Origin of the sequence: Arthrobacter sp. LFS091 (assembly GCF_047977885.1) — a bacterium.
Taxonomy (GTDB): Bacteria; Actinomycetota; Actinomycetes; order Actinomycetales; family Micrococcaceae; genus Arthrobacter.
This window is the reverse complement of the sequence record NZ_JBFPFP010000008.1, coordinates 87,823-109,066: the sequence shown is the minus strand read 5'-3', so window position 1 is coordinate 109,066 and position 21,244 is coordinate 87,823. Positions and strand designations below refer to the sequence as shown.

Sequence of the window (21,244 nt, the reverse complement as noted above, 5' to 3'; positions counted from 1 at the left end):
GTGGCACACACAGCAACTTCCAACCTGACCGTCACCACCATCCCGCTGACCATGGCCGAGCTAGGCCCCCTGAATCCCCTGCCTGTGGTCGCAGCCGAACTGGACCAGCCCTACACCGTGGGCGAGGGCATCCCTGAGGAACTCCAGGCCTCGGCCCGGTACGGTCTGGTGCCCAACGTCTACCCGTACCTGATGCAGGACGGCTACAGCCGGGAGGCAGCACCCAAGGAGGTGCCCGCCGTCGTTCTTGAAAACAGCAAACTGAGGGTGACGGTCCTTCCGTCGCTGGGCGGCCGCATCTGGGAACTGTTCGACAAAGCCACCGGCAAACAGTTGCTCCACACCCACGACGCCCCGCAATTGGCCAACATCGCGCTGCGCAAGGCGTGGTTCGCGGGCGGACTGGAGTGGAACATCGGCACCCGTGGCCACTCGCCCACCAGCTGCGATCCGCTGCATACGGCGATCGTCCACACGCCTGACGGCAAGCACATCCTTCGGATGTGGGAGTGCGAACGGCTGCGCGAAGTGGTGTTCCAAGTGGACATCTGGCTTCCCGAGGATTCGGCCGTGGTGTTCGCGGCCGTCCGGCTGCGAAACCCCAACGACCACGACGTCCCCATGTACTGGTGGAGCAACGCAGCCATCCCGGAAACCGAGCGAACCCGAGTCATTGCCCCGGCCGACGAGGCCTTTGGCAGCGACTACACCACGGACATCACCCGCGTCACGCCCACCAGCCACGAAGGCTACGACGGAACCTGGCTGGTCAACAGCCCGCACGCAGCTGACTTCTTCTTCGACATCGACCCCGGCGAGCGGCGCTGGGTGGTAGCGGCAGACGACGACGGCGACGGGCTGGCGATGCTGTCCACGGGCCTCCTGCGCGGGAAGAAGCTGTTCGTCTGGGGCCAGGGCCAAGGTGGCAAACGGTGGCAGGAGTGGCTCAGCCCCGGAGCAGGGCCCTACGCGGAGATCCAAGCGGGCCTGGCGCAGACCCAGTTCGAACACCTGGTGATGCCCGCCGGCGCGGAGTGGGCCTGGGTGGAGGCATACGGCAACGGGCATCTGGACCCGGAGGCCTCGCACGGTGCGGACTGGGGTGCTGCAGTGGCCGATGCAGGCGCGCGCCTGGAAGAGCTGCTGCCCCACGATGATCTCGAGGCCATGCTTCCGGCCGCCATCACGAATGCCGACGTCCCGCCGTCGAAAATGCTCCTGTACGGCAGTGGCTGGGGTGTGGTGGAACGCGCCCGGCGGCTCAAGGCAGGCAGGCGCTGGATCGACGAAAGCGGGACACCCTTCGTGGACGAGAGCGTGACGGAGGAGCAGGAACCCTGGCTTGGGCTTCTTCACGGAAAAGCGTTCGACGGCGCACCCAGTTACGTTGCCGGGGCGGATTGGGAAGAGTTGCTTGCCGCGCAGGACAATCCTGAAGCCACGTTCCATCTGGCCACGATGAGGCACGCACGGCAGGACCTCGAAGGCGCAAAGGAAGGCTACCGGAAGGTCCTTCAGGCCAAGGGGGTGCGGAGGCGCACCAAGGCGCTTGCGCACCGTGGGCTCGGCCTGGCGTTGCTCGCGGCGGGGCGCGATGAGGAGGGGCTCTCTGAGCTGCGGGACGGGGTGGAAACCGATTCCTCCAGCGTTGCTTTCCTGTCGGAGGCCGTGACCTTGGCCATCAGGCACGGCGACCCCACCATGGCCCTGGACCTGGCGGAGTCGGCACCGAAGGAGGGGGCCGCCGTCGGGCGCTTGACGTTCCTCAAGGCGCTCGCGCTCGCAAGGGGTGGCCACGCAGCCGAGGCCGCCGCGATACTGCGCAATGGCGTCGAAATTCCGGACCTCCGGGAGGGCGAAGACGCGATTTCGGCGCTGTGGGAGGAAGTGTGCCCAGGTGAACCCGTGCCGGCGGCGTACCAGTTCGGCATGCACTGACGGGAGCGCCGGCCCGGGCCGCGAACCTGTGGATATCCAGATGCTTGCTTAAGCCAAACAGGGTAAGTTGGCATGGTGATTCCCTCCGTAGAACCTGCCCTTGACCGCGCCCCCGGAGTCTCCAAGGAGATCGAGGACGCGGCCTGGTATGTGCTCGGTCCGGCGCTGAAAGGGAGACCGTCGGCGCTGGACGGACGGACGCTGACATGGACATCGGACGCTGCCGCGGAGCTGCTTGAACGGCTCGAGCGCGGGGTGGAAGACTCCAAGGCGCCCATGATGACCAACCTGCGCCACAACCTTGACGGTGCCTCGCGGGAGGCCAAACTCCTGGCCGTTGAACTGCTGTTCCTGCAGTCCCTCCCGCTCGCCCACGAGGTCAAGTCCCTGCGGGTGAAGCGTGCCCGGGTTGCCGAGGCAGCATCGTGGGTTGAGCCGCCCATCGAGCTCCCGGAGGAACTCTACGAGGGCATGACGGACCACGGCGTGATCCGTGACCGGACCGCGGAATTCAACTGGACTATCTGGGATCACCTCAAATGGCTGTGCCGTTTTGTGGCCCACGTGGACAGCCAAAGCACAGCAACCATCAGCCAGGCGCTCGCGGACCCCTTGGCCTTCCACGAACTTGCGGCCGGCACACCTGGGGACCAGCCCGCCCTGCGCCGAAGCATCGAGTACCTGGTGTGGCCAAGCTACTTCGAGCCTGTGGTGGCGGACGTCGAACGGCAAGAAATCAGGGACGCTTTCGCGTCGCTGGTGGGCGGGGCCAAGGGCGACACGGACGAGGACATTACCGCGGACATCCACCGCATCCGCTTGCACCTGGACGAGCAGGCCGGGCAGCGCATCGACTGGTACGCGCGCCAATTGGTGAGCCAGTGGCGGAAGGTGGGGGACCCGGGTCGTCGTTCCTGGCTCCTGCGCACGCACCACGACAACGCCGATCTCCTGGCTTCATGGGTTGCCGAAGAAAAGGCCACCCTGGATGTTGAGCACCTGCGCACCCTCACTGCGGGAGTGACCGCGGGGGTGGTCCAGCATGCCGTGGACGAGGACTACAAGCATCTTGGCTATGTTGAACGGGAAGACACCAAGACGGCCGTCTTTGCGTTCCTGACCGTCATGAAACCGGGCGACCTCACCCTGTACCAGCACGCCGGCCGGGTGCGGGTCGGTGTGGTTCTCGGTGAACCGGAGCACCACGAGGACAACCGGCGCATCCGCCGCAAGGTCCGCTGGTTCGATGACAGCTATGCCATTCCGGAACTTCCGCGCCACGCCCAGCGGCAGCTCTCCACCCCCGGCATCCTGGTGGACGTCACCCGGGTCATCCAGGCGCTGCAGGAACTGCTTCCGGTGGAGGCCGAGACCGACGGCGAGGACGAAGCGCCGCCAACCGCCGTCGTCGAGGTTGTCCAGCAGGGTTTCCGTCCCTTGACTGAAGAGTTCGCGGCGTCCCTGCACATGGACCTGGAACCCCTCCAGGAGATCGCTGAACTGCTGGAGGAGAATCGGCAACTGGTCCTTTACGGCCCCCCGGGAACAGGCAAGACGTACCTGGCCAAGCACCTCGCCGCCGAACTCGCAGGAGACCACACGGACGAGCGCGTGAAGCTGGTCCAGTTCCACCCTTCATACGCCTATGAGGACTTCTTTGAGGGCTACCGGCCAGACAAGACCGACGACGGCCAGGTTTCCTTCAAGCTCGTCGCCGGACCCCTGCGGCGCCTCGCTGAGGAAGCGGCCAAGCCAGAAAACGCGCACAAGCCGTACTTCCTGATCATCGATGAGATGAACCGTGCCAACCTGGCCAAGGTGTTCGGCGAGCTCTACTTCCTGCTGGAGTACAGGGACGACCGCATCTACCTGCAGTACAGCCCCAACGAGCCCTTCAGCTTGCCCGACAACCTCTACATCATCGGCACCATGAACACCGCGGACCGTTCAATCGCCATGATGGATGCTGCCATCCGCCGTCGTTTTGCGTTCATCGAACTGCACCCCAAAGAGGAGCCGATCCGTGGCACGTTGCGCCGGTTCCTGGAAGCGCGCGGCCTGGATACGCTCAACGCCGACCTCCTCGATGCGCTGAATGACGCGATAGACGACTGGGACCGTGACCTCATGATCGGGCCGTCGTATTTCATGAAGAACGCGGCCCAGAATCCCACGGGCCTGCGCCGCATCTGGAAGTACGAGCTCATGCCGTTGCTGGAGGAGCACTACCACGGGCAGCTGAACCGGGCACAGTTGGAAGAACGCTTCGGCCTGGAACAGTTGCTGGGACGTCTTGCAGCCCGCTAACGCCGTCCCGCCGAAGCCCGGCCGGGCTCCTGCGAGTGCCCGCCGTGGACCAGCGGGTCCGCGGCACATTGTCATGGATGAGCTCTCCGGCGGAGTAGTGGACAAGCTCGACCCCGAATCGGCGGCGTTTATCAACGCCAGCGGACTGGCGAAGGCATCGCCCATGGGCATGGGCCTCTACCGGATAGAACCGGTGGGCAAGGTGGGCTCCGTGCGCACGGCCACGGTGCAGTTGGAGGTCCGCCCGAAGGACCGGCTGGGCCTCAGCCGCCTGCTCTTCCTGCTGAGCTACGCCGGCGAGCAAGGCTTCCGCGACCAGTCAGTGGACGCCGTGGAGCACCCGGACCTGTGGAGCGCGCTGGCTGAGTCGCTGGCCCAGCTCGCGGACAAGGCACTGAGCCGGGGCGTCCTCCAGGGCTACCTGACAATGGACGAATCGCTCCGGACGGTCAAGGGCCGCATCCGCATCTCGGACCAAATCTCCCGCCGCCCCGGAATGATGGTTCCGTTGGAGGTGTCCTACGACGAATTCACGGAGGACATTGCCGAGAACCGGATTCTTCGGGCCGCCTTGGAGCGGATGGGACAGGTGCCCGGTGTCCGACCCGACGTCCTGAGCCGCTTGCGCCAGCTTAAGGGAAAGCTTGACGCCGTCACCCGCCTTCAGTCCGGGGCTCCGCTTCCGCCGTGGCGGGCCAGCCGGATGAACCTCAGGTACCACCCGGTGCTGCGCCTCTCCGAGGTGATCCTGCGCAACGCCTCCGCCGAAGCCGGTGTGGGCAAACAGCAGAGCGCCTCCTTCGTGGTGGACATGGGCAAGGTTTTCGAAGAGTTCGTTGGCGCAGCCCTGCGAAGTGCCATGAGCGCGCATCCGGGAGAGACGCGGCTCCAGTACGGAGCCCTGCTCAACGAGGCCGTCCGTGACTCCGACCGCATCACCGTCCGGCCCGACGCCGTCCACTTCCTGGGCGGCCGTCCCGTGGTGGTGTACGACACCAAGTACAAAGCCGCCTCCGACGCCGGTGCCTCCTTGAGTGCCGACCACTACCAGTTGCTGGCGTACTGCACGGCGCTCAGGGTTCCCACTGCCTGGTTGGTGTATGCCGGTTCGGGGGAAATGAAACTGCGCAGGATCCTGAACACGGACATCGACATTGTGGAGTATCCGCTGGACCTTTCCCGGCCTCCTGCGGAAATCCTGGCATCGGTGGCTGACCTCGCCGAACAGTCGTGGGGAGAAGTGGTGCGCCAGGCTGTGGCGGGTGGACCGCCGTCGGACTAGCCTGAAAGGAACCTATCCGGAGTGGAGGAAAAAACCATGGCTCGCAAGAAATCGTGGCGGGATATGAGCAAAGGCCAGCGGATCTCCGTGGTGGCCAGCGGCGTGGTGAACATGGCATTACTGGTGGCTGCGCAGCGGAGTATCGCCAAAACCCCGGACGCCAATATCCGGGGCAGGAAGGGCTTGTGGCGGGCCGCATCCTTCATCAATTTCTTCGGTCCCGTCAGCTACTTCCTGTTCGGCCGGCGTCGTGACTCGGCCTTGGTGGGAGGATCACCGGCCAAGCGTTGAGCCTTAGGCAGGCACCTTCACCGTGAAGGTCGTGCCGCGGCCCGGTTCGCTTTCCAGGGTAATGGTGCCTCCGTGCGCTTCGACGATGGCCTTGCTGATGGGCAGTCCCAGCCCCACCCCAGGGATAGCGCTGTTGCGGACGCCGCCGGCACGGAAGAACTTGGTGAAGGCCTCGGCCTGCTCTTCTTCGTTCATGCCCATGCCGGTGTCGGTGACGCGGCAGAAAACGAAGTCCTGGTCTTCCCAGGCAGCTACCTCGACGTCTCCACCGTCGGGGGAGTACTTGATGGCATTGGACACCAGGTTGTCCAGCACCTGCGCAATCCGTGACGAGTCGACGTGCGCTTCCAAGGCGTCCGGGAGGTTCATGGATAGCCTGATCCCGGCCTTAGCTGCCCGGGGTTCGGCGGAGGAAACACTGCCCCGCACCAGCTCCGCGACGTCCACGGCATGTGGCTGGATGGCGATTTGGCCCGAGCGGACAGCCAGGAGGTCCGAGACTAGGGTGAGCAGCCGTTCGGCGTTGCGCCGGACAATATCCAGCTGCTTCCGGGAGCTCGCATCCAACACATCAGGATCGTCGAGGATCAGTTCCACGTAGCCCAGGATGGACGTCAGGGGAGTGCGGAACTCATGGGAAACGTTGGCCACAAAGTCGTCCTTGGCAGCCAACGCGTTCACCAACTCGGTTACATCGCTGAACACCACCACTGAGCCGGCGAACTTCCCGGCATCGTCCACCATGGGGCGGGCGCTTGCGGTGAAGGCGCGCTGGTCCTTGCCGTCGCCGAGCCACACGAGCTGGTCGGTGAACCGTTCGCCCAGCACAGCACGGCGCACCGGTCGCCGGTCGGCCGGCAAGGGGGTCGTCCGGTCGGTGTCGAAGACGAGCAGCTGGGACTCGTTGGGGTCTTCGATGTCCGGGGGAGTCGCCAGGGTGTGGGTCTGCCGTTGGCGTCGGTTCATGAGGATGTCGTGCCCGTCCCCGTCTACCGCCACCACACCCAGCGGGAGGGCCTCCATGACGGTGTTCAGCAGGCGTTCCTGCTTGGTGCTCACATCCAGGGCTTCCTTGAGTGCTTCGTCCTTTTGCTCCAATGCACGCTGCTGGCGAACCATGCTCAAGGTCAGCACGCTGACCGACACGCCGATGCCGAGAATCAGAATGGGGAACAGGAGCGGCTTGGTCAGGGCCTGTTCCGAGAGGTCACCCCGGGCGAACAATGGGGACCACACGATGGCCAAGGGGCCTATGAAAGACAGGGCTATGGCCAGCTTCGGGTAAAGGCCCGACGCACACAGCCAAATGACCGGCAGCACCACCAGGACGCTGAGGCCGGTGAGCGCTTCCTGCCCACCCTCCCGGCCGAACGCGATCGACACCATGTCCAGGATGGGGATGGCCAGGAAGCTGGCAAAGGGAAGCCTGTGCCACGGCACAATGATGCACAATGCCAACAAAAAAGCCTGGCTGAGCAGGAAGATCAGGAACAACGGATTTTCGAGTGTGGCCGGAAAAAACAGCCAAACCAATACAGCCGACAAGCAGACACATACCGATAACGGCAATTGGCTGAGGACTACCCGCATCCGCAGGGTATGTTCATGGAAGGAGCGCTGAAAGATCAACAATTTCTTCTTTTCGCCAATATCCCAAAAAGAAGGGCCGGTCATGGCACATCCACCACGGATGCAGAAGAAATTTGGTTCATGAGATCAGCCTAACCATAACGGATATACTTCTGAGGTTATCGAAGGGGCTGAGGGGCAGCGATGAGTGAAGTACGTGTGGGGTTGGTCATTGAAGATGACCAGGATATCCGCGAATTGGTACGTGTGGTTCTATCCCAGGCGGGGTTTGATGTCCACACTGCGTCCACGGGATCTGCCGGCGTCATGTCGGCCCGCGAGCTGAATCCGGACGTCATCACCTTGGACCTCGGCCTTCCCGACATCGACGGTTTTGAGGTCGCGCGCCAAATCCGCAAGTCCTCGGACGCCTACATCATTATGCTGACCGCCCGTGCCGAAGAACTCGATACCCTCATGGGCCTCGAAGCCGGCGGCGATGACTACCTGACCAAGCCATTCCGTCCCCGCGAGCTGCGCGCCCGTGTGGAGGCCATGATGCGGAGGCCCCGCGCGTCGTCGGACACCAGGAGCGCGCCGGACGAAGCCGATCCCGAGATGGCCCATAACGGCCTGTCCGTTTCCGCGGGCTCACGCAGCGCCGTGCTGAATGGCAAAGAACTGAAACTGACTCGCACCGAGTTCGACCTCTTGCTGGCCTTGCTGGAGACAGGCCGGATTGTGCGGACCAAAGCCGATCTGGCGCGCCGCCTCAGGAACGAACCATACGACGTCGGAAGTTACGTCAGCGACGCCGACGAGCGTGCCGTTGAGGTACATATGGGCAACCTGCGGAAGAAGCTCGGGGACAGCATCCAGGCACCGCGTTGGCTGGAGACGGTCCGCGGCGTGGGATACCGGCTCGCACCACCGGTGCAGAGCAACTAAGGCGCTTCGTCACAGAACCGCGCTTGGTTACAGAACCGGAGATTCCAGCTCCGCGATGGTGCCAAACACGTATTGCTCGATCCGGGTCACCAGGGGCCTCAGCTCCTTGAGGTGGTTCTCGTTGGGCAAGAGGCGGAGGTTGATCTCCAGTTCCTGTGCCAACGACTCCAGGCAGATCGCGCCTACCATGTGGCTGGAGGTCTTGAGGCTCAACACTGCGTCCATGGCATCTTCCATGTCCAGGTTGTCCAGGGCGGCATGTAGCCGCGAAACCCGCCACGGCAGCAGGGATACGTAGTTCCTGACGAATGCGCTGATGATGCCCGGGTCGCCGCCAAGCTCGGCCTGGAGAGCGATGAGGACCGTGCGATCCACCAGGACTTCGGTGCATTCGCCGTGCTCAGACACCAAACCCCTCCCGCCTCCAAACAATCGATTCACGATTCAACAGTAGGACCCGCAGAACTACCCACGCGCCAGAAATCCAAAGCTTGATCCAATCTTGAGCGGACTCAGAGGCAGTCTTGATCGCCGGGCCGGAAAGTGATGAGGAGCAGGTTGGGGGTCACTGATCCGGGGATGTCAGCCTTGAACCAAGGAGCGGAAACAGCATGGACAGTGGGGCTCGAATATCACCGGCACTCATGGTTGTGATTGTCGTTTGCATGACCATCCTCCTGGGCATCGGCGGTACCGCCGCGTTTGCCCTCTGGGAGCAGAGCTCTCATGGCGCCGGTGTTGAGCACGTTGGTGAATCAGCCCCGACAACCACCTCCGCCCGCTAGCCACTGCCCGCGTCGAGGTAACCGGTCAGCCGCTCTTCGAGCATCGACCGGTTTCCGAGCTCGCATTCCCATACGGTCAGTACGTCCCAACCCGCAGCCAGCAACAGCTCCCGTTGCCTTGCGTCGCGCTCCCGGGTCCGGGAACGTTTGGCTTCCCAGAACTCCGCGTTGGCCGCCGGGGCATGCAAGCCAACCTTGCAGTCGTGAAAATGCCAGAAGCAGCCGTTGACGAAAATGACTTTTCGCTTGCCCGCGAACACAAGGTCCGGGCGGCCGGGCAACTTGGTTGGCCCGGCCTGTCCATGCAGCCGATACCTGTAGCCCTTGGCATGCAGCAGCCTGCGGACCAGCAGTTCGGGCTTGGTGTTCTTCCCACGGATTTTGGACATGTTGCGGCTGCGCTGCTCCTGCGTCAGACGGTCCCGGCTTTCGCCCATGGATCCAGCCTACCCAGGGAGTTTTGAACGGATGCCGTTTTAGGAAGCGCTTTGAGGGGCAGGATCTGCACCAAACCGCGTGAGGCCATGCCGCGAACACTCCGCCGTCCAGCCCGTCGGAGTCACCTGGACCTTCATCCTCCTTCGACACTCCCCGCAGTAGCGTGGCGGTTCCATCGCCAACTGCTGCCGGCAGCTGTGGTGGGGGTCCGACGTCGGAATGTCGCCGGGCCCTGCCGGCGCGTCTGCGACGCCGCCGCAACGGCCGCAGTAGCCGGTTGTCACAGGGACTTCTGGAATTCCTTGATGGGCATGTTCAGCTCCACCAGGAGGTTCAGGTCGGCGTTGGCGGGGCGGCCCAAGGTGGTCAGGTAGTTGCCGACGATCACCGCGTTGATGCCCCCGAGCAGTCCATCGCGGGTGCCAAGATCTCCGAGCGTCAGCTCGCGGCCGCCGGCATAGCGGAGCACGGTGCGGGGCATGGCGAGCCGGAAGGCGGCGATGGCACGGAGGGCATCCTTGCCGTCCATGATTCCTTGGTTTTCCAAGGGTGTTCCGGGGCGGGGGTTGAGGAAGTTGAGGGGGACTTCGTGCGGTTCCAGGGCTGCCAGTTGAGCGGCCAGTTCGGCGCGCTGGGCCACCGATTCACCCATGCCGATCAGGGCACCGCAGCACAGTTCCATGCCGGCTGCCTTGACCATGGCGCAGGTTTCCAGCCGTTCCTCGTAGCTGTGTGTGGTGACCACCTCCGGGAAGAAACTGCGGGCCGTTTCGAGGTTGTGGTTGTAGCGGTGCACGCCCCACTCCGCCAGCTGGTCCACTTGGCGCTGCGTGAGCATGCCCAGGGAACAGGCGATGTTGATGTCCACTTCTTCGTTGATGCGGTCGATCGCGTACTTGATCTGGTTCATCAGTTTGATGTCCGGGCCACGGACGGCTGCGACGATGCAGAACTCGGTGGCGCCGGTGGCGGCGGTTTCCTTGGCTGCCTTCACGAGCTCGGGGATGTCCAGCCACACGCCACGGACAGGGGAGTCGAACAGGCCGGACTGGCTGCAGAAGTGGCAGTCCTCGGGGCACCCGCCTGTCTTGATGGAAATGATGCCTTCCACCTCGACATCCTCCCCGCAATGTTTGAGCCGCACCTCGTGGGCCAGTTGCAGGGCTGCCGGGATGGCGTCGTCGGGGAGTTCGAGGATCTCGATGAGCTGCGCCTCGTCCAGGCCCTCACCGCGTTCCAGAACCTGTTGTCGGGCGGTGTCCAGGATGGCGTAACTGATGGCTTCGGTGGTCATGCCTTGACGGTATCCGTGCAGGTCATCGTCGATTTTGTGGGTTGCGCACAAAGCCTGATCGGGGATTTTGGTGGTGGCACGCGGGGCCGCTGATACAGAAGTTACAGATGCGAAACACGCACGTGACGGAATTGACGCGCTGCATTACTAGCGTCGTGGGCGAGGCACCCTCCCCGGACGAAAGCGACCACGCATGAGTGACGACAAGACCAGTACCGCCATATTGGAGCCGACGACGGCGGCAAGCACCGCCGTCGGAATCGGCACCGCCGGCACACCGACGCAAGGCAACGCCGACGCATTGAGTGCCGCGAAGGAGAGCCTGGAGGATTACACGCTCCGGTTCGCCCCGCGCTCTTACAGGAAGTGGAGCGCTGGAGTGGTGGCCACCAGTGCTCTGGGTGGCATTGCCTACCTGGCCGACTTCTCGATCGGCGCCAACATCGGCATCGCCTACGGAACAGTGAATGCGATTTTCGGCATCATCGTGGCCGCCGTCATCATCTTCGCCACGGGCTTCCCCTTGGCCTACTACGCGGCCCGGTACAACATCGACCTGGACCTGATCACCCGCGGCTCGGGATTCGGTTACTACGGCTCGGTGGTCACCAACATCATCTTCGCCACGTTCACCTTCATTTTCTTTGCCCTCGAGGGCTCCATCATGGCCCAGGGCCTGCAGCTGGGCTTGGGCATCCCGCAGTGGATCGGCTATGCGGTGTCCACCATCATCATCATCCCGCTGGTGATCTACGGGATGAAGACGCTGGCCACCCTGCAGGTGTGGACCACACCCTTGTGGCTGCTGCTGATGGTTGTTCCCGTGGGGTATCTGCTCCTTTCACACCCGGAAAGCATCGATGAGTTCTTCGCCTTCACCGGCGCGTCAGGCGAAGGCGGCCCCAACCTGGCCTCCGTCATGCTGGCGGCCGGTGTTTGCCTGTCCCTGATGGCGCAGATTGCCGAGCAGATCGACTACCTCCGCTTCATGCCACCCAAGACCGCGGAGAACAAGGGGGCTTGGTGGCGTGCAGTGATCCTGGCCGGACCGGGTTGGGTGATCTTCGGAGCCATCAAGCAGATCATCGGCCTGTTCATTGCGATCTACCTCATCGCCAAGCTCGACCCAGCAGCAGCAGTCCACGCCAATGAACCCGTCCACCAGTTCCTGGGCGTCTACGAGGAAATGATGCCGGCCTGGCTCGCGATGACCCTGGCCGTCGTGCTTGTGGTGATTTCGCAGATCAAGATCAACGTCACCAACGCGTACTCCGGCTCCCTGGCCTGGACCAACTCCTTCACCCGCATCACCAAGACATACCCGGGCCGGATGGTCTTTGTTGTGGTGAACCTGGTGATCGCGCTGATCCTCATGGAGTCCAACATGTTCGAGTTCCTCAACACCATCCTGGGCTTCTACGCCAACTGCGCCATGGCCTGGGTGGTCACGGTGGCCTCGGATATCGCCATCAACAAGTACCTGCTGAAGATTTCGCCCAAGGTTCCCGAGTTCCGCCGCGGGATGCTTTATGCGGTGAACCCGGTGGGCTTCATGTCCATGCTGGTCTCCGCGGGAGTTTCGATCGCCGTCTTCTTCGGGGCCTTCGGTTCTGCCGTGCAGCCGTTCTCGCCGATTTTCGCGGTGGGCTTGGCCCTGGTGTTGCCGCCGGTCCTGGCACTGGCGACCAAGGGACGCTATTACCTCCGGCGCACAGATGACGGGATCGACCTCCCCATGTTTGACGCCGACGGCAACCCGAGCGATGCCAAGCTCCTGTGCCACGTCACCGGCATCGAGTTCGAACGCCCGGACATGCTTCGCTCCGGCCAGGACGGGCCCGACGGCGAACCCCGGTTTATCTCGTCCCTCGCCTTGTCCACGGACAAGTCGGGCGAGTTGGTCCTGCCAGCCCAGAAGTAGATCCTCCCGGCAAACACGAACGCCCGGCCTCCCCATCGGGGAAGCCGGGCGTTGCGCTGTGTGGTTATTGCTGGTGGATTACTTGTCGAAGACGTCCTTTGCGGCGTCCTTGACGTTCTCTCCGGCCTGCTTGGTCTTGGCGGCCGCCTGGTCAGCGGCTCCTTCGGCCTGCAGTTTCTCGTTATTGGTGGCGTCGCCCAAGGCTTCCTTTGCCTTGCCGGTGACTTCCTGTGCCTTGTTGCTGATCTTGTCTCCGAGTCCCATGGGCCCTCCTTCGATGTAATCCAACTCTGACAATCGCTAGGCTATCTAGCGATTCTGGGTGTTTCCTGAAGGTCAGTGAAGTGCCGGCTGCCTATGGCTTGAGGACCACCTTGATGCACCCGTCCTGCTTCTTCTGGAACTTCTCGTACAGTTCAGGTGCCTCATCCAAGGAACCCGTATGGGTGACCAGATGCATGACGCCCAGCGGATCGGCGTCGTCTTCTACCAGGGGGAGCAGCTGATCAGTCCAGCTGCGAACGTTGCATTGGCCCATCCGCAGCTGGATCTGCTTGTCGAACATGGTCATCAGCGGCATGGGGTCCGCCTGTCCGCCGTAGACACCACTCAGGGAAATCGTCCCGCCGCGCCGGACCATGTCGATGGCAGTATGCAACGCGGCAAGCCGATCCACGCTCATGGTCTCCATGGCGGCCTGTGCCGGTTTGTCCGGGAGCAAGGACACGGCCTTGTGCAGGAAGGACGCCACGGGTGAGCCGTGGGCTTCCATTCCTACGGCGTCCACCACTGAGTCCGGGCCGCGTCCCACAGTCTCTTCCCGGATCTGGCCGGCAACGTCCGGGCTGTAGTCCATGGTTTCCACGCCGTGCTGTTCCGCCAGGGCCCTGCGCTCACGCACCGGGTCGACGCCGATCACCCTGAATCCCTTATGGACGCCGATCCTGGCAGCGAACTGGCCCACCGGCCCCAGTCCGAGCACCGCGAGCGTGCCGCCTTCGGGAACGTTCGCGTACTCCACTGCCTGCCACGCGGTGGGAAGGATGTCCGAAAGGAAAAGGTAGCGCTCGTCGGGGGCATCGGATTCGATTTTGACCGGACCGTAATCGGCGAACGGGACCCGCAAGTACTGGGCCTGTCCGCCGGGCACGGAGCCATAGAGTTCGGAGTACCCGAACAGGGCGGCTCCGGAGTTCTTGGCAGTGACCTGGGTGGTTTCACACTGTGACTGCAGGCCTTGATTACACATATAGCAACGCCCACAGGAGATGTTGAAGGGCACCACCACGCGGTCGCCCTTCTTCAGGCGGTGGACTTCGGAGCCGACTTCTTCCACGATTCCCATGGGTTCGTGGCCTATGACGTCGCCCTTATGCATGTATGGGCCCAGGACCTCGTAAAGGTGCAGGTCTGAGCCGCAGATGGCCGTCGACGTGATCCGCACGATCGCATCCGTGGGGTCTTGAATGGTGGGATCCGGGACGTCAATGACGCTTACAGAGCGTCGGCCTTGCCATGTCACTGCTTTCACAACTGGTTCTCCCTGCTGTTCGGCTGGAGCTGTCCCACGCTGCAGGAGACCTTCCCAGCGAATCAGAGTTGATACCCGGGCACAAGGCCGCTCGACCTCGGACAATGTGGTTGCATCCAGAAACTAGTAAGTAAGCTGACCATTAGTTACGATAGTGGCAGGGAGAGTTCTCGGGCAGGGTTGACCAAGGAGAGATGAGATTGTCGATGATGAGAAATCCGTTGATTCCTGGCTCCACGCCGCGTCCTAAGGCACAGGCGCTGTTGTGCGGCAAATGCAATTCCACGGACCACCTGGACCTTGAGACGATCGAGTCCATAGAGCCGCATTCCGGCGAACTGCTGGTCTCCGTGTCCTACACCTGCCTGGCCTGCGAGTCCTCATATGCGCATACCGCCGCGTTCCATGACGTTGCTGCCGTGCTGAACCGCAACGGAACCGTCTCCGGACTGTTGCAATTCGGCGGACAGTACTTCCACTGCGGTGAACCGATGCAATTCTCAACGAACTCCGCACGCAGCGTGTACGCACCGCTTTCCACCGAGGATACCGATGACGGCCTCATGGACGTTTACCTGAAAACCCGGGTTCTCCAGTGCCGCTGTGGTTTCCGAATGGAACTCCCGGCATAGGCCAGGCACATCGTTTGGAAGGATCCCACAGGGGTACATCCTCGGTAGCAACTACAGCGTGGGCAACGGGCGGCGCCCCCAAAAGCCGCACACCAGGGAGGTAATCCAGATGGACACAGGACAACTGGTGCTGATCATCGTCATCGCCGTCGTCGTTATCGCCGCTGTCGTGATCGCGGTCGTCGTCGGGCGCCGGAAGAAGGCTGAAGTCAACCGTCACCGCGCCGAAGAGCTGCGGGAGAAGGCCGCCGAGGAGGCCATCGGCGCGCATCAGGCCAAAGCCGAATCCGCGCAGGCCGAAGCCAACGCCCTGCAGGCCGAAGTGGAGGCCAACCGGCTCCGCAAGGAAGCTGAACGCCACTCGGAGAAGGCCGACGAGGCTCGCGGACGCGTTGAGGAGCACCTTCGCCACGCAGACAAGCTCGACCCGAATGCCAACGACCGCGACCCTTCCAACGGCTCGGACCGCTTGGATGAATCCACCACCGATCGCACCGACGCGGCGGAGGGGGAGCGCCTGACCAGGGACCGGTCTGATCGCAACGGTTCAGTGCGGGAGGGTTCAACGCGCGACGGCGATCGGAACCTATAGTTTCGACCGGGAAACGGAGGCGGGAAAGTGAGCATCGTGGTGAGGCGAACAGGTCAGGAGGTGCGTGCGGCCGGGTCCAAGGCGAGCCGGCACGCCGTGGATGTGGTTCTTGGGCACTTGGGCGAAATCGGTCCAGCGGTTGCGTCCCTGCGCCGGGAGTCCTCCAGGCTCGCCGAATGGGGCGAAGAACTGGCGCGTGTCCGGCGACGGGGTGGGACCGTGTTCGCTGCCGGCAGCGACGGTTCATCGCATGAAGCCCAGAGGTTCACTTCGGAGCTCGCGGCCCACGACCCCGGGGGTGGCTCCGGTTTCAAAGCCATCTACATTCCGAAGGGCTCCAGCGGATCTGATGGAGCTTCTGCAAGTATCAGCGCCCAAATCTCAGAACAGGTCCGCCGGGGCGACATCGTTGTCCTCCTGGCTGCGAAGGGCATCACCGACGACCTGCGGGATGCTGCTGCCGCCGCCAAAGCAGGGGGTGCCCGGGTCTGGGCCCTCAGCGGCCGGGAGTCCAAGGATCTCGCCGACTCGGTGAATGAAGCCATCTGCATCAACACCGATCCACCCCACGCCGAGGAAGCGCACTTGGTGGCGGTCCTGGCCCTCTGCGAGTGCTTTGACGACGCCCTGAAGAACATCAAGCCGGAGTAGCTCGCTGCGAGTTTCTGGGTGCGCGCTCCGCCCGGGATGCCAGCCCGACTGTGTGATCTGCGCCTCAAGCGGAATAGTTGCAGACGCCATGCAGTTGCCCAGAGTGAACCTGATTCATTCTGAAAGGATCCGCGCATGCTATTTTCCCCCCTGGCCCTCGGCGAACTTGAACTGTCCAACCGACTGGTGATGGCGCCCCTGACGCGCCTTCGCGCGGGCGACCAAGGCATTCCTGGTTCTTTGATCGCTGAGCATTACCGCCAGCGGGCCTCGCTCGGCTTGATCGTCAGCGAAGGAACCTACCCAACCCCCGCGGGCCGGTCCTACCCGGGCCAGCCGGGACTCGTGACTGAAGAGCAGATCGCCGGCTGGAAGCAGGTCACCGAAGCTGTGCACGCCGAGGGTGGCCACATGTTCGCCCAGATCATGCACGGTGGACGCGTTTCACATGCCGACATCACCGGCGGTGTCGAGATCGTCGGCCCCAGCGCCGTAGCCATCGACGGCGAAGTCCGCACGCCCAACGGCAAGCAGGCCTACCCGGTGCCCCGCGAACTTCGCACGGACGAGCTCCCGGGCGTCATCCAGGAAATCGTCACTGCCTCCAGGAATGCGATTGAGGCCGGTTTCGACGGCGTCGAACTCCACTCAGCCAACGGTTACCTGCTGCATGAGTTCCTCGCCCCGAACTCGAACGTGCGCACGGACAGCTACGGTGGCTCCCCGGAGAACCGTGCCCGCTTCGTGATCGAGACCGTCAATGCCGTAGTGGAAGCCCTCGGCGCTAACCGCGTCGGCATCCGGATTTCACCGGAGCACAACGTTCAAGGCATCGCCGAAGTTGATGCCGCGGACGTACGCGCCACGTACGAAGTCTTGGTGGACACCATCGCCCCGCTGAACCTGGCATACCTGAGCATCCTGCACCACGACCCCAAGGGCGCCTTGGTCCAGGACCTTCGCGAGCGTTTCAACGGAACGTTCCTGGTGAACACGGGCTTCAGCGAGATCACCACCCGCGAGGAAGCCGTGGCCATTATCGAGGACGGCCTGGCCGATGCCGTAGTGGTGGGTCGCCCCGCCATCGCCAACCCGGACCTTGCCCGCCGCTGGCGCGAGAGCCTGCCGCTCAACGAGCCGAACGCGTCCACCTTCTACGCTGATGGCGCCGAGGGATACACGGACTACCCGTTCTACGCGAACTAAGCGTCAAGCACAACCTCTGAAGTTTTTCCCGACGTCGGCACCCCACCCGGGTGCCGACGTCGTGGTTTAACGCGTGGTTTCGGCGGAATGTGACGGGAGCGCCTGGCCTGTCAGACGCCCGCGTTCCTATAGGATTTGTGGCATGCCTGATCCTTCCGTCGCCCGCGCCGGCTTCCCCGTCAGCCGCCAAGTGCTGGCCGACCACGTCTACGAAGCCCTCCTGGAATGGCTCATGGACGGCAGGCTGGAGCCTGGCGCGGCCGTCAGCATCGACGGCATGGCGCGGGAACTCGACGTTTCGCCCACCCCGGTCCGCGAGGCATTGGCCCGGCTGGAGCACACCGGAATGGTCCGGCGCGTCGCTTTGAAGGGTTATCGGGTGGCGCCGGTCTTCACCCGCGAGGATTTCGCTGAGCTCATGGAAGCGCGGCTGTCCATCGAGCCGGTCAATGCCCGTTTGGCTTGCTCGCGCATGACACCCGACGGCCTGGACGCACTTAAGCAGGCCGTGGAGGACCTGAAAACGGCACCCCGCGGTGGAACATTTGCCGAGTACCGCAGCTACCTGGAGGCCGACGAGCGCTTCCACCAGCTCATTGCCGCGCAGGCCAACAACCAGTTCCTGCTCGCGGCCTACAACACCCTGGGCGGGCAGATCCAACGGTTCCGGCTTTTCGGGGGAGTGGGCATCACCGATGCCGAGCAGGCGATCGCCGAGCACCAGGCCGTGCTGGACGCCATGCTGAGCGGGGACCCGGAGAGGGCTGCGGACATGATGGTCGATCACGTGGAGAAGGTGCGCGGCCGGGCGATGGCTGACGCGCCCGAGGACTAAGTCCGCGTTCCCTTTCGGGCTGCGCGCCTGTTCCCGCCCTGGGCACCCGTTAGTGGCTCGCGGCGCACCCTTTCGCGCCGAGCGCGCCCGTGGTTACGGGTGCGCCGGGCGGAAAAGGGTGCCCCCACGAAGCACACCCAGCCGCCAGTGACCCCTTCACATATATATGTATGACATATAGGATCTAGGAAGTTTCCAAAAAGGGTTGACAGCATTGCTCGTATCGTAAATCCTATAGGAAACAGGATTCCACGAAGGAGTGATCATCATGGCGTACACCGCCGAGAATTGGCCCATCACCGCGGCCCTCCTGCAATTCCCCGGCACCGACGCCGAGGGAACACAGGTCAACGATGCCGACGCTTCAGTGTGGGCCTCCGTCCTCCAGGAAGTGAAGGACGCAGGTTTCGCGAACGCAGACCTCACCGACAGTTGGGTACGTCCCGGAGACCTCAGCAAAGAGCGCCTGGCTGAGTTCAAGCAGACCGCTGCCGACGTGGGCATCGGCGTGCCCGTCATCTCCGCGATCCGGCGCAGCGTCATCCACCACACGGACTGGGCAGACAACCTTGCCTATAGCCACCGCACCATCGACGCCGCCGCGGAGCTCGGGTGCGAAGTAGTCTCCTTCGGCCTGCACCAGGCCATCACGCCGGAGCAGCAGAAACAGCTCTGGTTCTGGACCGTCGAGGGCTACAAAGACCCGGTGGGGGACAAGGAAGCCTGGGGCAACGCCGTGTCCCGCCTCCGTGAACTTGGCAAGCACGCCGCAGAGGCAGGCATCCTCCTCTCGCTGGAAATGTACGAGGACACGTACCTCGGCACTGCAGACTCCTCGGTCCAACTGGTCCAGGACATCGGCTTGGACAACGTGGGCCTCAACCCGGACCTGGGCAACCTCATCCGCCTTCATCGTCCCATCGAGGATTGGCGCGAAATGGTGGAAAAGACCCTGCCCTACTCAAACTACTGGCACATGAAGAACTACATCCGGGACGAAGACGTGGCCCGGGACAGCTACATCACCATGCCGGCTCCGATGGAGAGCGGGCTCATCAACTACCGCGAGGCTTTCAAATTCGCGCTGTCGGTTGGTTTCCAGGGCATCCTCTGCACCGAGCACTACGGTGGCGACGGCTTGAGCGTCACAGCCAGCAACCAGGACTACCTCCGCCGGCACGTCCTGCCGAAGTCCGACGGCTATGCACTGGGCACCAGCCAGGTGGCGCAGGGACGCCAGGAACCAGCCACCCAGCTGGCAGGAGTCTAGGAAATGACACAGATTTTCGACAACCCGGCGGACTTCGCCGATGAAGCACTGGACGGCTTTGTTGCCGCCAATCGTGGCTACGTTGCCCGGGTGGACGGCGGCGTGGTGCGCTCCACCGAAGTTCCGTCCGGCCAGGTAGCATTGGTGGTCGGCGGCGGTTCGGGTCACTACCCGGCCTTCGCCGGTCTGGTCGGCCCCGGCCTGGCAACTGGCTCCGCATGCGGCAACATGTTCGCTTCACCGGCAGCGGGACAGGTGTACCGGGTGGCCAAGGCAGCCAACGCCGGAGGCGGTGTCCTCCTGAGCTACGGCAACTACGCCGGCGACGTCCTCCACTTCGGCCAAGCCCAGCTGCGGCTCAACGCAGAGGGCATCGAAACCCGCACCGTTACCGTCACCGACGACATCGCCAGCGCTCCCATCGACCAGCTCGAGAAGCGCCGCGGTATCGCCGGAGACCTCACGGTCTTCAAGATCGCAGGAGCTGCGGCCGAAGCGGGACTGGACCTTGACGACGTCGAGCGTTTGGCCATCAAGACCAACTACCGCACGCGTTCGCTCGGCGTGGCCTTCGACGGGTGCACGTTGCCCGGTGCCAAGGATCCGCTGTTCCATGTGCCATCCGGGCAGATGTCCTTGGGGCTCGGTATCCACGGCGAACCAGGAATCTCCGAGCACCCCATGCCCACGGCTTCCGAGCTTGCCGAACTCCTGGTGTCAAAGCTGCTCGCTGACAAGCCCGAGGACGCCGGTGACCGCGTGGTCGCCATAGTCAACGGACTGGGCACCGTGAAGTACGACGAACTCTTCCTGCTCTTTGGCAAGGTCGAGAAGCTCCTCACCGCTGCGGGACTCACGGTGGTGGAACCCGAATGCGGTGAGCTGGTGACCAGTCTGGACATGTCCGGCCTCTCGCTCACGCTCCTGTGGTTGGACGAGGAACTGGAACAGTATTGGGCAGCGCCCGCCGACACCCCCGCGTTCCGTAAGGGAAGCATGGCCCCGCGCGCACCCCGTGCCGAGGCCGTGGTCGACGACGCCGGGATAGCCGACGTCGAACAGCCCACCGCGGCGGCCGCCGAACTCGGGCGCCAAGCCGTAGCCGTCCTGGCGCAGGTGCGGGATGTCGTGGTGGAGCACGAAGAGGAACTCGGGAAGCTGGACGCCATCGCCGGAGACGGCGACCACGGGATCGGCATGCGCCGCGGTGTCGACGCGGCCGCTTCGGCCGGGGAGGCGGCAACTGGTTCGTCCGTGGCCCGCGTTCTGACCATGGCCGGTGAAGCCTGGAGCGAGCGGGCCGGTGGGACGTCGGGCGCGCTGTGGGGGTCCGCTGTGATCGCGGCCGGGCAGTCGCTCGGCAACCGCGATTCGTACAATGCCGAGGACGCGGCCGCCGCCGTGAAAGCGTTCGTCCGCGCGATCACCGAACTTGGCAAAGCCGACCCCGGCGACAAGACCATGGTGGACGCGCTCCTGCCGTTCCGGGACACTTTCCTGGCTGAGCTCGACGGCGGTGCCCCTGTTGACCGGGCACTGGCAGTCGCCGCGGCGGCGGCCGAGTCCGCTGCCGCGGGGACCGCTGAACTGAGGCCGCTGAAGGGCCGTGCCCGTCCGCTCGCGGAAAAGAGCCTCGGCCATCCCGATCCTGGCGCGGTCTCCTTCGGACTGATCGTCACAAGAATCTCCAGCCACATCGATTCACTACTGGCCGCCGCCACTTCCGCGGCCCCGGCCGGAAACGGAGCCTGAAC

At 63.7% G+C, this 21,244-nt stretch carries 20 protein-coding genes; 14 read left to right on the top strand and 6 right to left on the bottom strand.

The window, feature by feature from the left end; genetic code table 11:
* The 4 genes from ACNQOP_RS16045 to ACNQOP_RS16030 all read left to right on the top strand — a co-directional run bounded on the left by ACNQOP_RS16045 (position 1) and on the right by ACNQOP_RS16030 (position 5,818).
* Entirely contained in the window at positions 1-1,938 is a 1,938-nt protein-coding gene (locus tag ACNQOP_RS16045; RefSeq protein WP_416405095.1) for a DUF5107 domain-containing protein, read from the top strand.
* A 72-nt stretch (positions 1,939-2,010) separates the two neighbouring features.
* Positions 2,011-4,245 (top strand): McrB family protein, encoded by a 2,235-nt coding sequence (locus ACNQOP_RS16040; RefSeq protein ID WP_416405094.1) that lies wholly within the window; start codon positions 2,011-2,013, stop codon positions 4,243-4,245.
* Between the two features lie 73 nt (positions 4,246-4,318).
* Positions 4,319-5,527: a 5-methylcytosine restriction system specificity protein McrC gene (locus tag ACNQOP_RS16035; RefSeq protein WP_416405093.1), complete on the top strand. Its 1,209-nt coding sequence runs from the start codon at positions 4,319-4,321 to the stop codon at positions 5,525-5,527.
* A gap of 36 nt (positions 5,528-5,563) precedes the next feature.
* Complete coding sequence (locus tag ACNQOP_RS16030; protein ID WP_257368854.1) at positions 5,564-5,818, top strand: hypothetical protein; 255 nt, start codon at positions 5,564-5,566, stop codon at positions 5,816-5,818.
* Positions 5,819-5,821: 3 nt separating this feature from the next.
* Here the strand turns inward: ACNQOP_RS16030 and ACNQOP_RS16025 are convergent, their stop codons facing one another.
* Positions 5,822-7,492, bottom strand: coding sequence for a sensor histidine kinase (locus ACNQOP_RS16025; RefSeq protein WP_416405092.1), 1,671 nt, complete (start codon positions 7,490-7,492; stop codon positions 5,822-5,824).
* Between the two features lie 99 nt (positions 7,493-7,591).
* Between ACNQOP_RS16025 and ACNQOP_RS16020 the strand changes: the two genes are divergently transcribed.
* Entirely contained in the window at positions 7,592-8,335 is a 744-nt protein-coding gene (locus ACNQOP_RS16020) for a response regulator transcription factor (RefSeq protein WP_284985989.1), read from the top strand.
* 27 nt (positions 8,336-8,362) lie between these two features.
* Here ACNQOP_RS16020 and ACNQOP_RS16015 read toward each other — a convergent pair whose 3' ends face one another.
* Positions 8,363-8,743 carry an Hpt domain-containing protein gene (locus ACNQOP_RS16015; protein WP_284985990.1) on the bottom strand — a complete coding sequence of 127 codons (381 nt, stop codon included), beginning with the start codon at positions 8,741-8,743 and terminating at the stop codon, positions 8,363-8,365.
* A 203-nt stretch (positions 8,744-8,946) separates the two neighbouring features.
* Here ACNQOP_RS16015 and ACNQOP_RS16010 point away from each other — a divergent pair, with 203 nt between their 5' ends.
* Positions 8,947-9,120: a hypothetical protein gene (locus ACNQOP_RS16010; protein ID WP_416405091.1), complete on the top strand. Its 174-nt coding sequence runs from the start codon at positions 8,947-8,949 to the stop codon at positions 9,118-9,120.
* Here the strand turns inward: ACNQOP_RS16010 and ACNQOP_RS16005 are convergent.
* Both ACNQOP_RS16005 and bioB read right to left on the bottom strand, forming a co-directional pair.
* On the bottom strand, positions 9,117-9,557 hold the full coding sequence (locus ACNQOP_RS16005; RefSeq protein WP_284985991.1) for a very short patch repair endonuclease: 441 nt from the start codon (positions 9,555-9,557) through the stop codon (positions 9,117-9,119). The genes ACNQOP_RS16010 and ACNQOP_RS16005 overlap by 4 nt on opposite strands.
* Positions 9,558-9,838: 281 nt before the next feature.
* Positions 9,839-10,852 carry a biotin synthase BioB gene (bioB, locus tag ACNQOP_RS16000; protein ID WP_416405090.1) on the bottom strand — a complete coding sequence of 338 codons (1,014 nt, stop codon included), beginning with the start codon at positions 10,850-10,852 and terminating at the stop codon, positions 9,839-9,841.
* Between the two features lie 193 nt (positions 10,853-11,045).
* Between bioB and ACNQOP_RS15995 the strand changes: the two genes are divergently transcribed.
* Entirely contained in the window at positions 11,046-12,773 is a 1,728-nt protein-coding gene (locus ACNQOP_RS15995) for a purine-cytosine permease family protein (RefSeq protein ID WP_416405089.1), read from the top strand.
* A 78-nt stretch (positions 12,774-12,851) separates the two neighbouring features.
* On the opposite strand, the gene ACNQOP_RS15990 is transcribed toward ACNQOP_RS15995, so the two are convergent.
* Entirely contained in the window at positions 12,852-13,037 is a 186-nt protein-coding gene (locus ACNQOP_RS15990; RefSeq protein WP_211712941.1) for a CsbD family protein, read from the bottom strand.
* 91 nt (positions 13,038-13,128) lie between these two features.
* Entirely contained in the window at positions 13,129-14,304 is a 1,176-nt protein-coding gene (locus tag ACNQOP_RS15985; protein ID WP_416405088.1) for a zinc-dependent alcohol dehydrogenase, read from the bottom strand.
* Between the two features lie 194 nt (positions 14,305-14,498).
* Between ACNQOP_RS15985 and ACNQOP_RS15980 the strand changes: the two genes are divergently transcribed.
* The 7 genes from ACNQOP_RS15980 to dhaL all read left to right on the top strand — a co-directional run bounded on the left by ACNQOP_RS15980 (position 14,499) and on the right by dhaL (position 21,242).
* Positions 14,499-14,936 (top strand): hypothetical protein, encoded by a 438-nt coding sequence (locus ACNQOP_RS15980; protein WP_257368846.1) that lies wholly within the window; start codon positions 14,499-14,501, stop codon positions 14,934-14,936.
* 109 nt (positions 14,937-15,045) lie between these two features.
* Positions 15,046-15,528 carry a hypothetical protein gene (locus ACNQOP_RS15975; RefSeq protein ID WP_416405087.1) on the top strand — a complete coding sequence of 161 codons (483 nt, stop codon included), beginning with the start codon at positions 15,046-15,048 and terminating at the stop codon, positions 15,526-15,528.
* A 27-nt stretch (positions 15,529-15,555) separates the two neighbouring features.
* Positions 15,556-16,179: a phosphoheptose isomerase gene (locus tag ACNQOP_RS15970; RefSeq protein WP_416405086.1), complete on the top strand. Its 624-nt coding sequence runs from the start codon at positions 15,556-15,558 to the stop codon at positions 16,177-16,179.
* A 135-nt stretch (positions 16,180-16,314) separates the two neighbouring features.
* The gene (locus ACNQOP_RS15965) at positions 16,315-17,385 is read left to right on the top strand and encodes an alkene reductase (protein ID WP_284985998.1); all 1,071 of its coding nucleotides are present in this window, start codon (positions 16,315-16,317) and stop codon (positions 17,383-17,385) included.
* Between the two features lie 142 nt (positions 17,386-17,527).
* Positions 17,528-18,220 (top strand): GntR family transcriptional regulator, encoded by a 693-nt coding sequence (locus ACNQOP_RS15960; protein ID WP_257368842.1) that lies wholly within the window; start codon positions 17,528-17,530, stop codon positions 18,218-18,220.
* A 268-nt stretch (positions 18,221-18,488) separates the two neighbouring features.
* Positions 18,489-19,490 carry a sugar phosphate isomerase/epimerase family protein gene (locus ACNQOP_RS15955; protein WP_416405085.1) on the top strand — a complete coding sequence of 334 codons (1,002 nt, stop codon included), beginning with the start codon at positions 18,489-18,491 and terminating at the stop codon, positions 19,488-19,490.
* Positions 19,491-19,493: 3 nt separating this feature from the next.
* Positions 19,494-21,242, top strand: coding sequence for a dihydroxyacetone kinase subunit DhaL (gene dhaL, locus ACNQOP_RS15950; RefSeq protein WP_416405084.1), 1,749 nt, complete (start codon positions 19,494-19,496; stop codon positions 21,240-21,242).
* The last annotated feature ends 2 nt before the right edge of the window (positions 21,243-21,244 follow it).

Bases quoted from the DNA above. Each gene is read 5' to 3' on its own strand.
- ACNQOP_RS16010 (WP_416405091.1), top strand. From the start codon at position 8,947: ATGGACAGTGGGGCTCGAATATCACCGGCACTCATGGTTGTGATTGTC.
- ACNQOP_RS15990 (WP_211712941.1), bottom strand. From the start codon at position 13,037: ATGGGACTCGGAGACAAGATCAGCAACAAGGCACAGGAAGTCACCGGC.
- ACNQOP_RS16005 (WP_284985991.1), bottom strand. From the start codon at position 9,557: ATGGGCGAAAGCCGGGACCGTCTGACGCAGGAGCAGCGCAGCCGCAAC.
- dhaL (WP_416405084.1), top strand. From the start codon at position 19,494: ATGACACAGATTTTCGACAACCCGGCGGACTTCGCCGATGAAGCACTG.
- ACNQOP_RS15960 (WP_257368842.1), top strand. From the start codon at position 17,528: ATGCCTGATCCTTCCGTCGCCCGCGCCGGCTTCCCCGTCAGCCGCCAA.
- ACNQOP_RS16035 (WP_416405093.1), top strand. From the start codon at position 4,319: ATGGATGAGCTCTCCGGCGGAGTAGTGGACAAGCTCGACCCCGAATCG.
- ACNQOP_RS16020 (WP_284985989.1), top strand. From the start codon at position 7,592: ATGAGTGAAGTACGTGTGGGGTTGGTCATTGAAGATGACCAGGATATC.
- ACNQOP_RS16030 (WP_257368854.1), top strand. From the start codon at position 5,564: ATGGCTCGCAAGAAATCGTGGCGGGATATGAGCAAAGGCCAGCGGATC.
- ACNQOP_RS16025 (WP_416405092.1), bottom strand. From the start codon at position 7,492: ATGACCGGCCCTTCTTTTTGGGATATTGGCGAAAAGAAGAAATTGTTG.
- ACNQOP_RS15965 (WP_284985998.1), top strand. From the start codon at position 16,315: ATGCTATTTTCCCCCCTGGCCCTCGGCGAACTTGAACTGTCCAACCGA.
- ACNQOP_RS15975 (WP_416405087.1), top strand. From the start codon at position 15,046: ATGGACACAGGACAACTGGTGCTGATCATCGTCATCGCCGTCGTCGTT.
- ACNQOP_RS15980 (WP_257368846.1), top strand. From the start codon at position 14,499: ATGAGATTGTCGATGATGAGAAATCCGTTGATTCCTGGCTCCACGCCG.
- ACNQOP_RS15955 (WP_416405085.1), top strand. From the start codon at position 18,489: ATGGCGTACACCGCCGAGAATTGGCCCATCACCGCGGCCCTCCTGCAA.
- ACNQOP_RS16040 (WP_416405094.1), top strand. From the start codon at position 2,011: ATGGTGATTCCCTCCGTAGAACCTGCCCTTGACCGCGCCCCCGGAGTC.
- bioB (WP_416405090.1), bottom strand. From the start codon at position 10,852: ATGACCACCGAAGCCATCAGTTACGCCATCCTGGACACCGCCCGACAA.
- ACNQOP_RS15995 (WP_416405089.1), top strand. From the start codon at position 11,046: ATGAGTGACGACAAGACCAGTACCGCCATATTGGAGCCGACGACGGCG.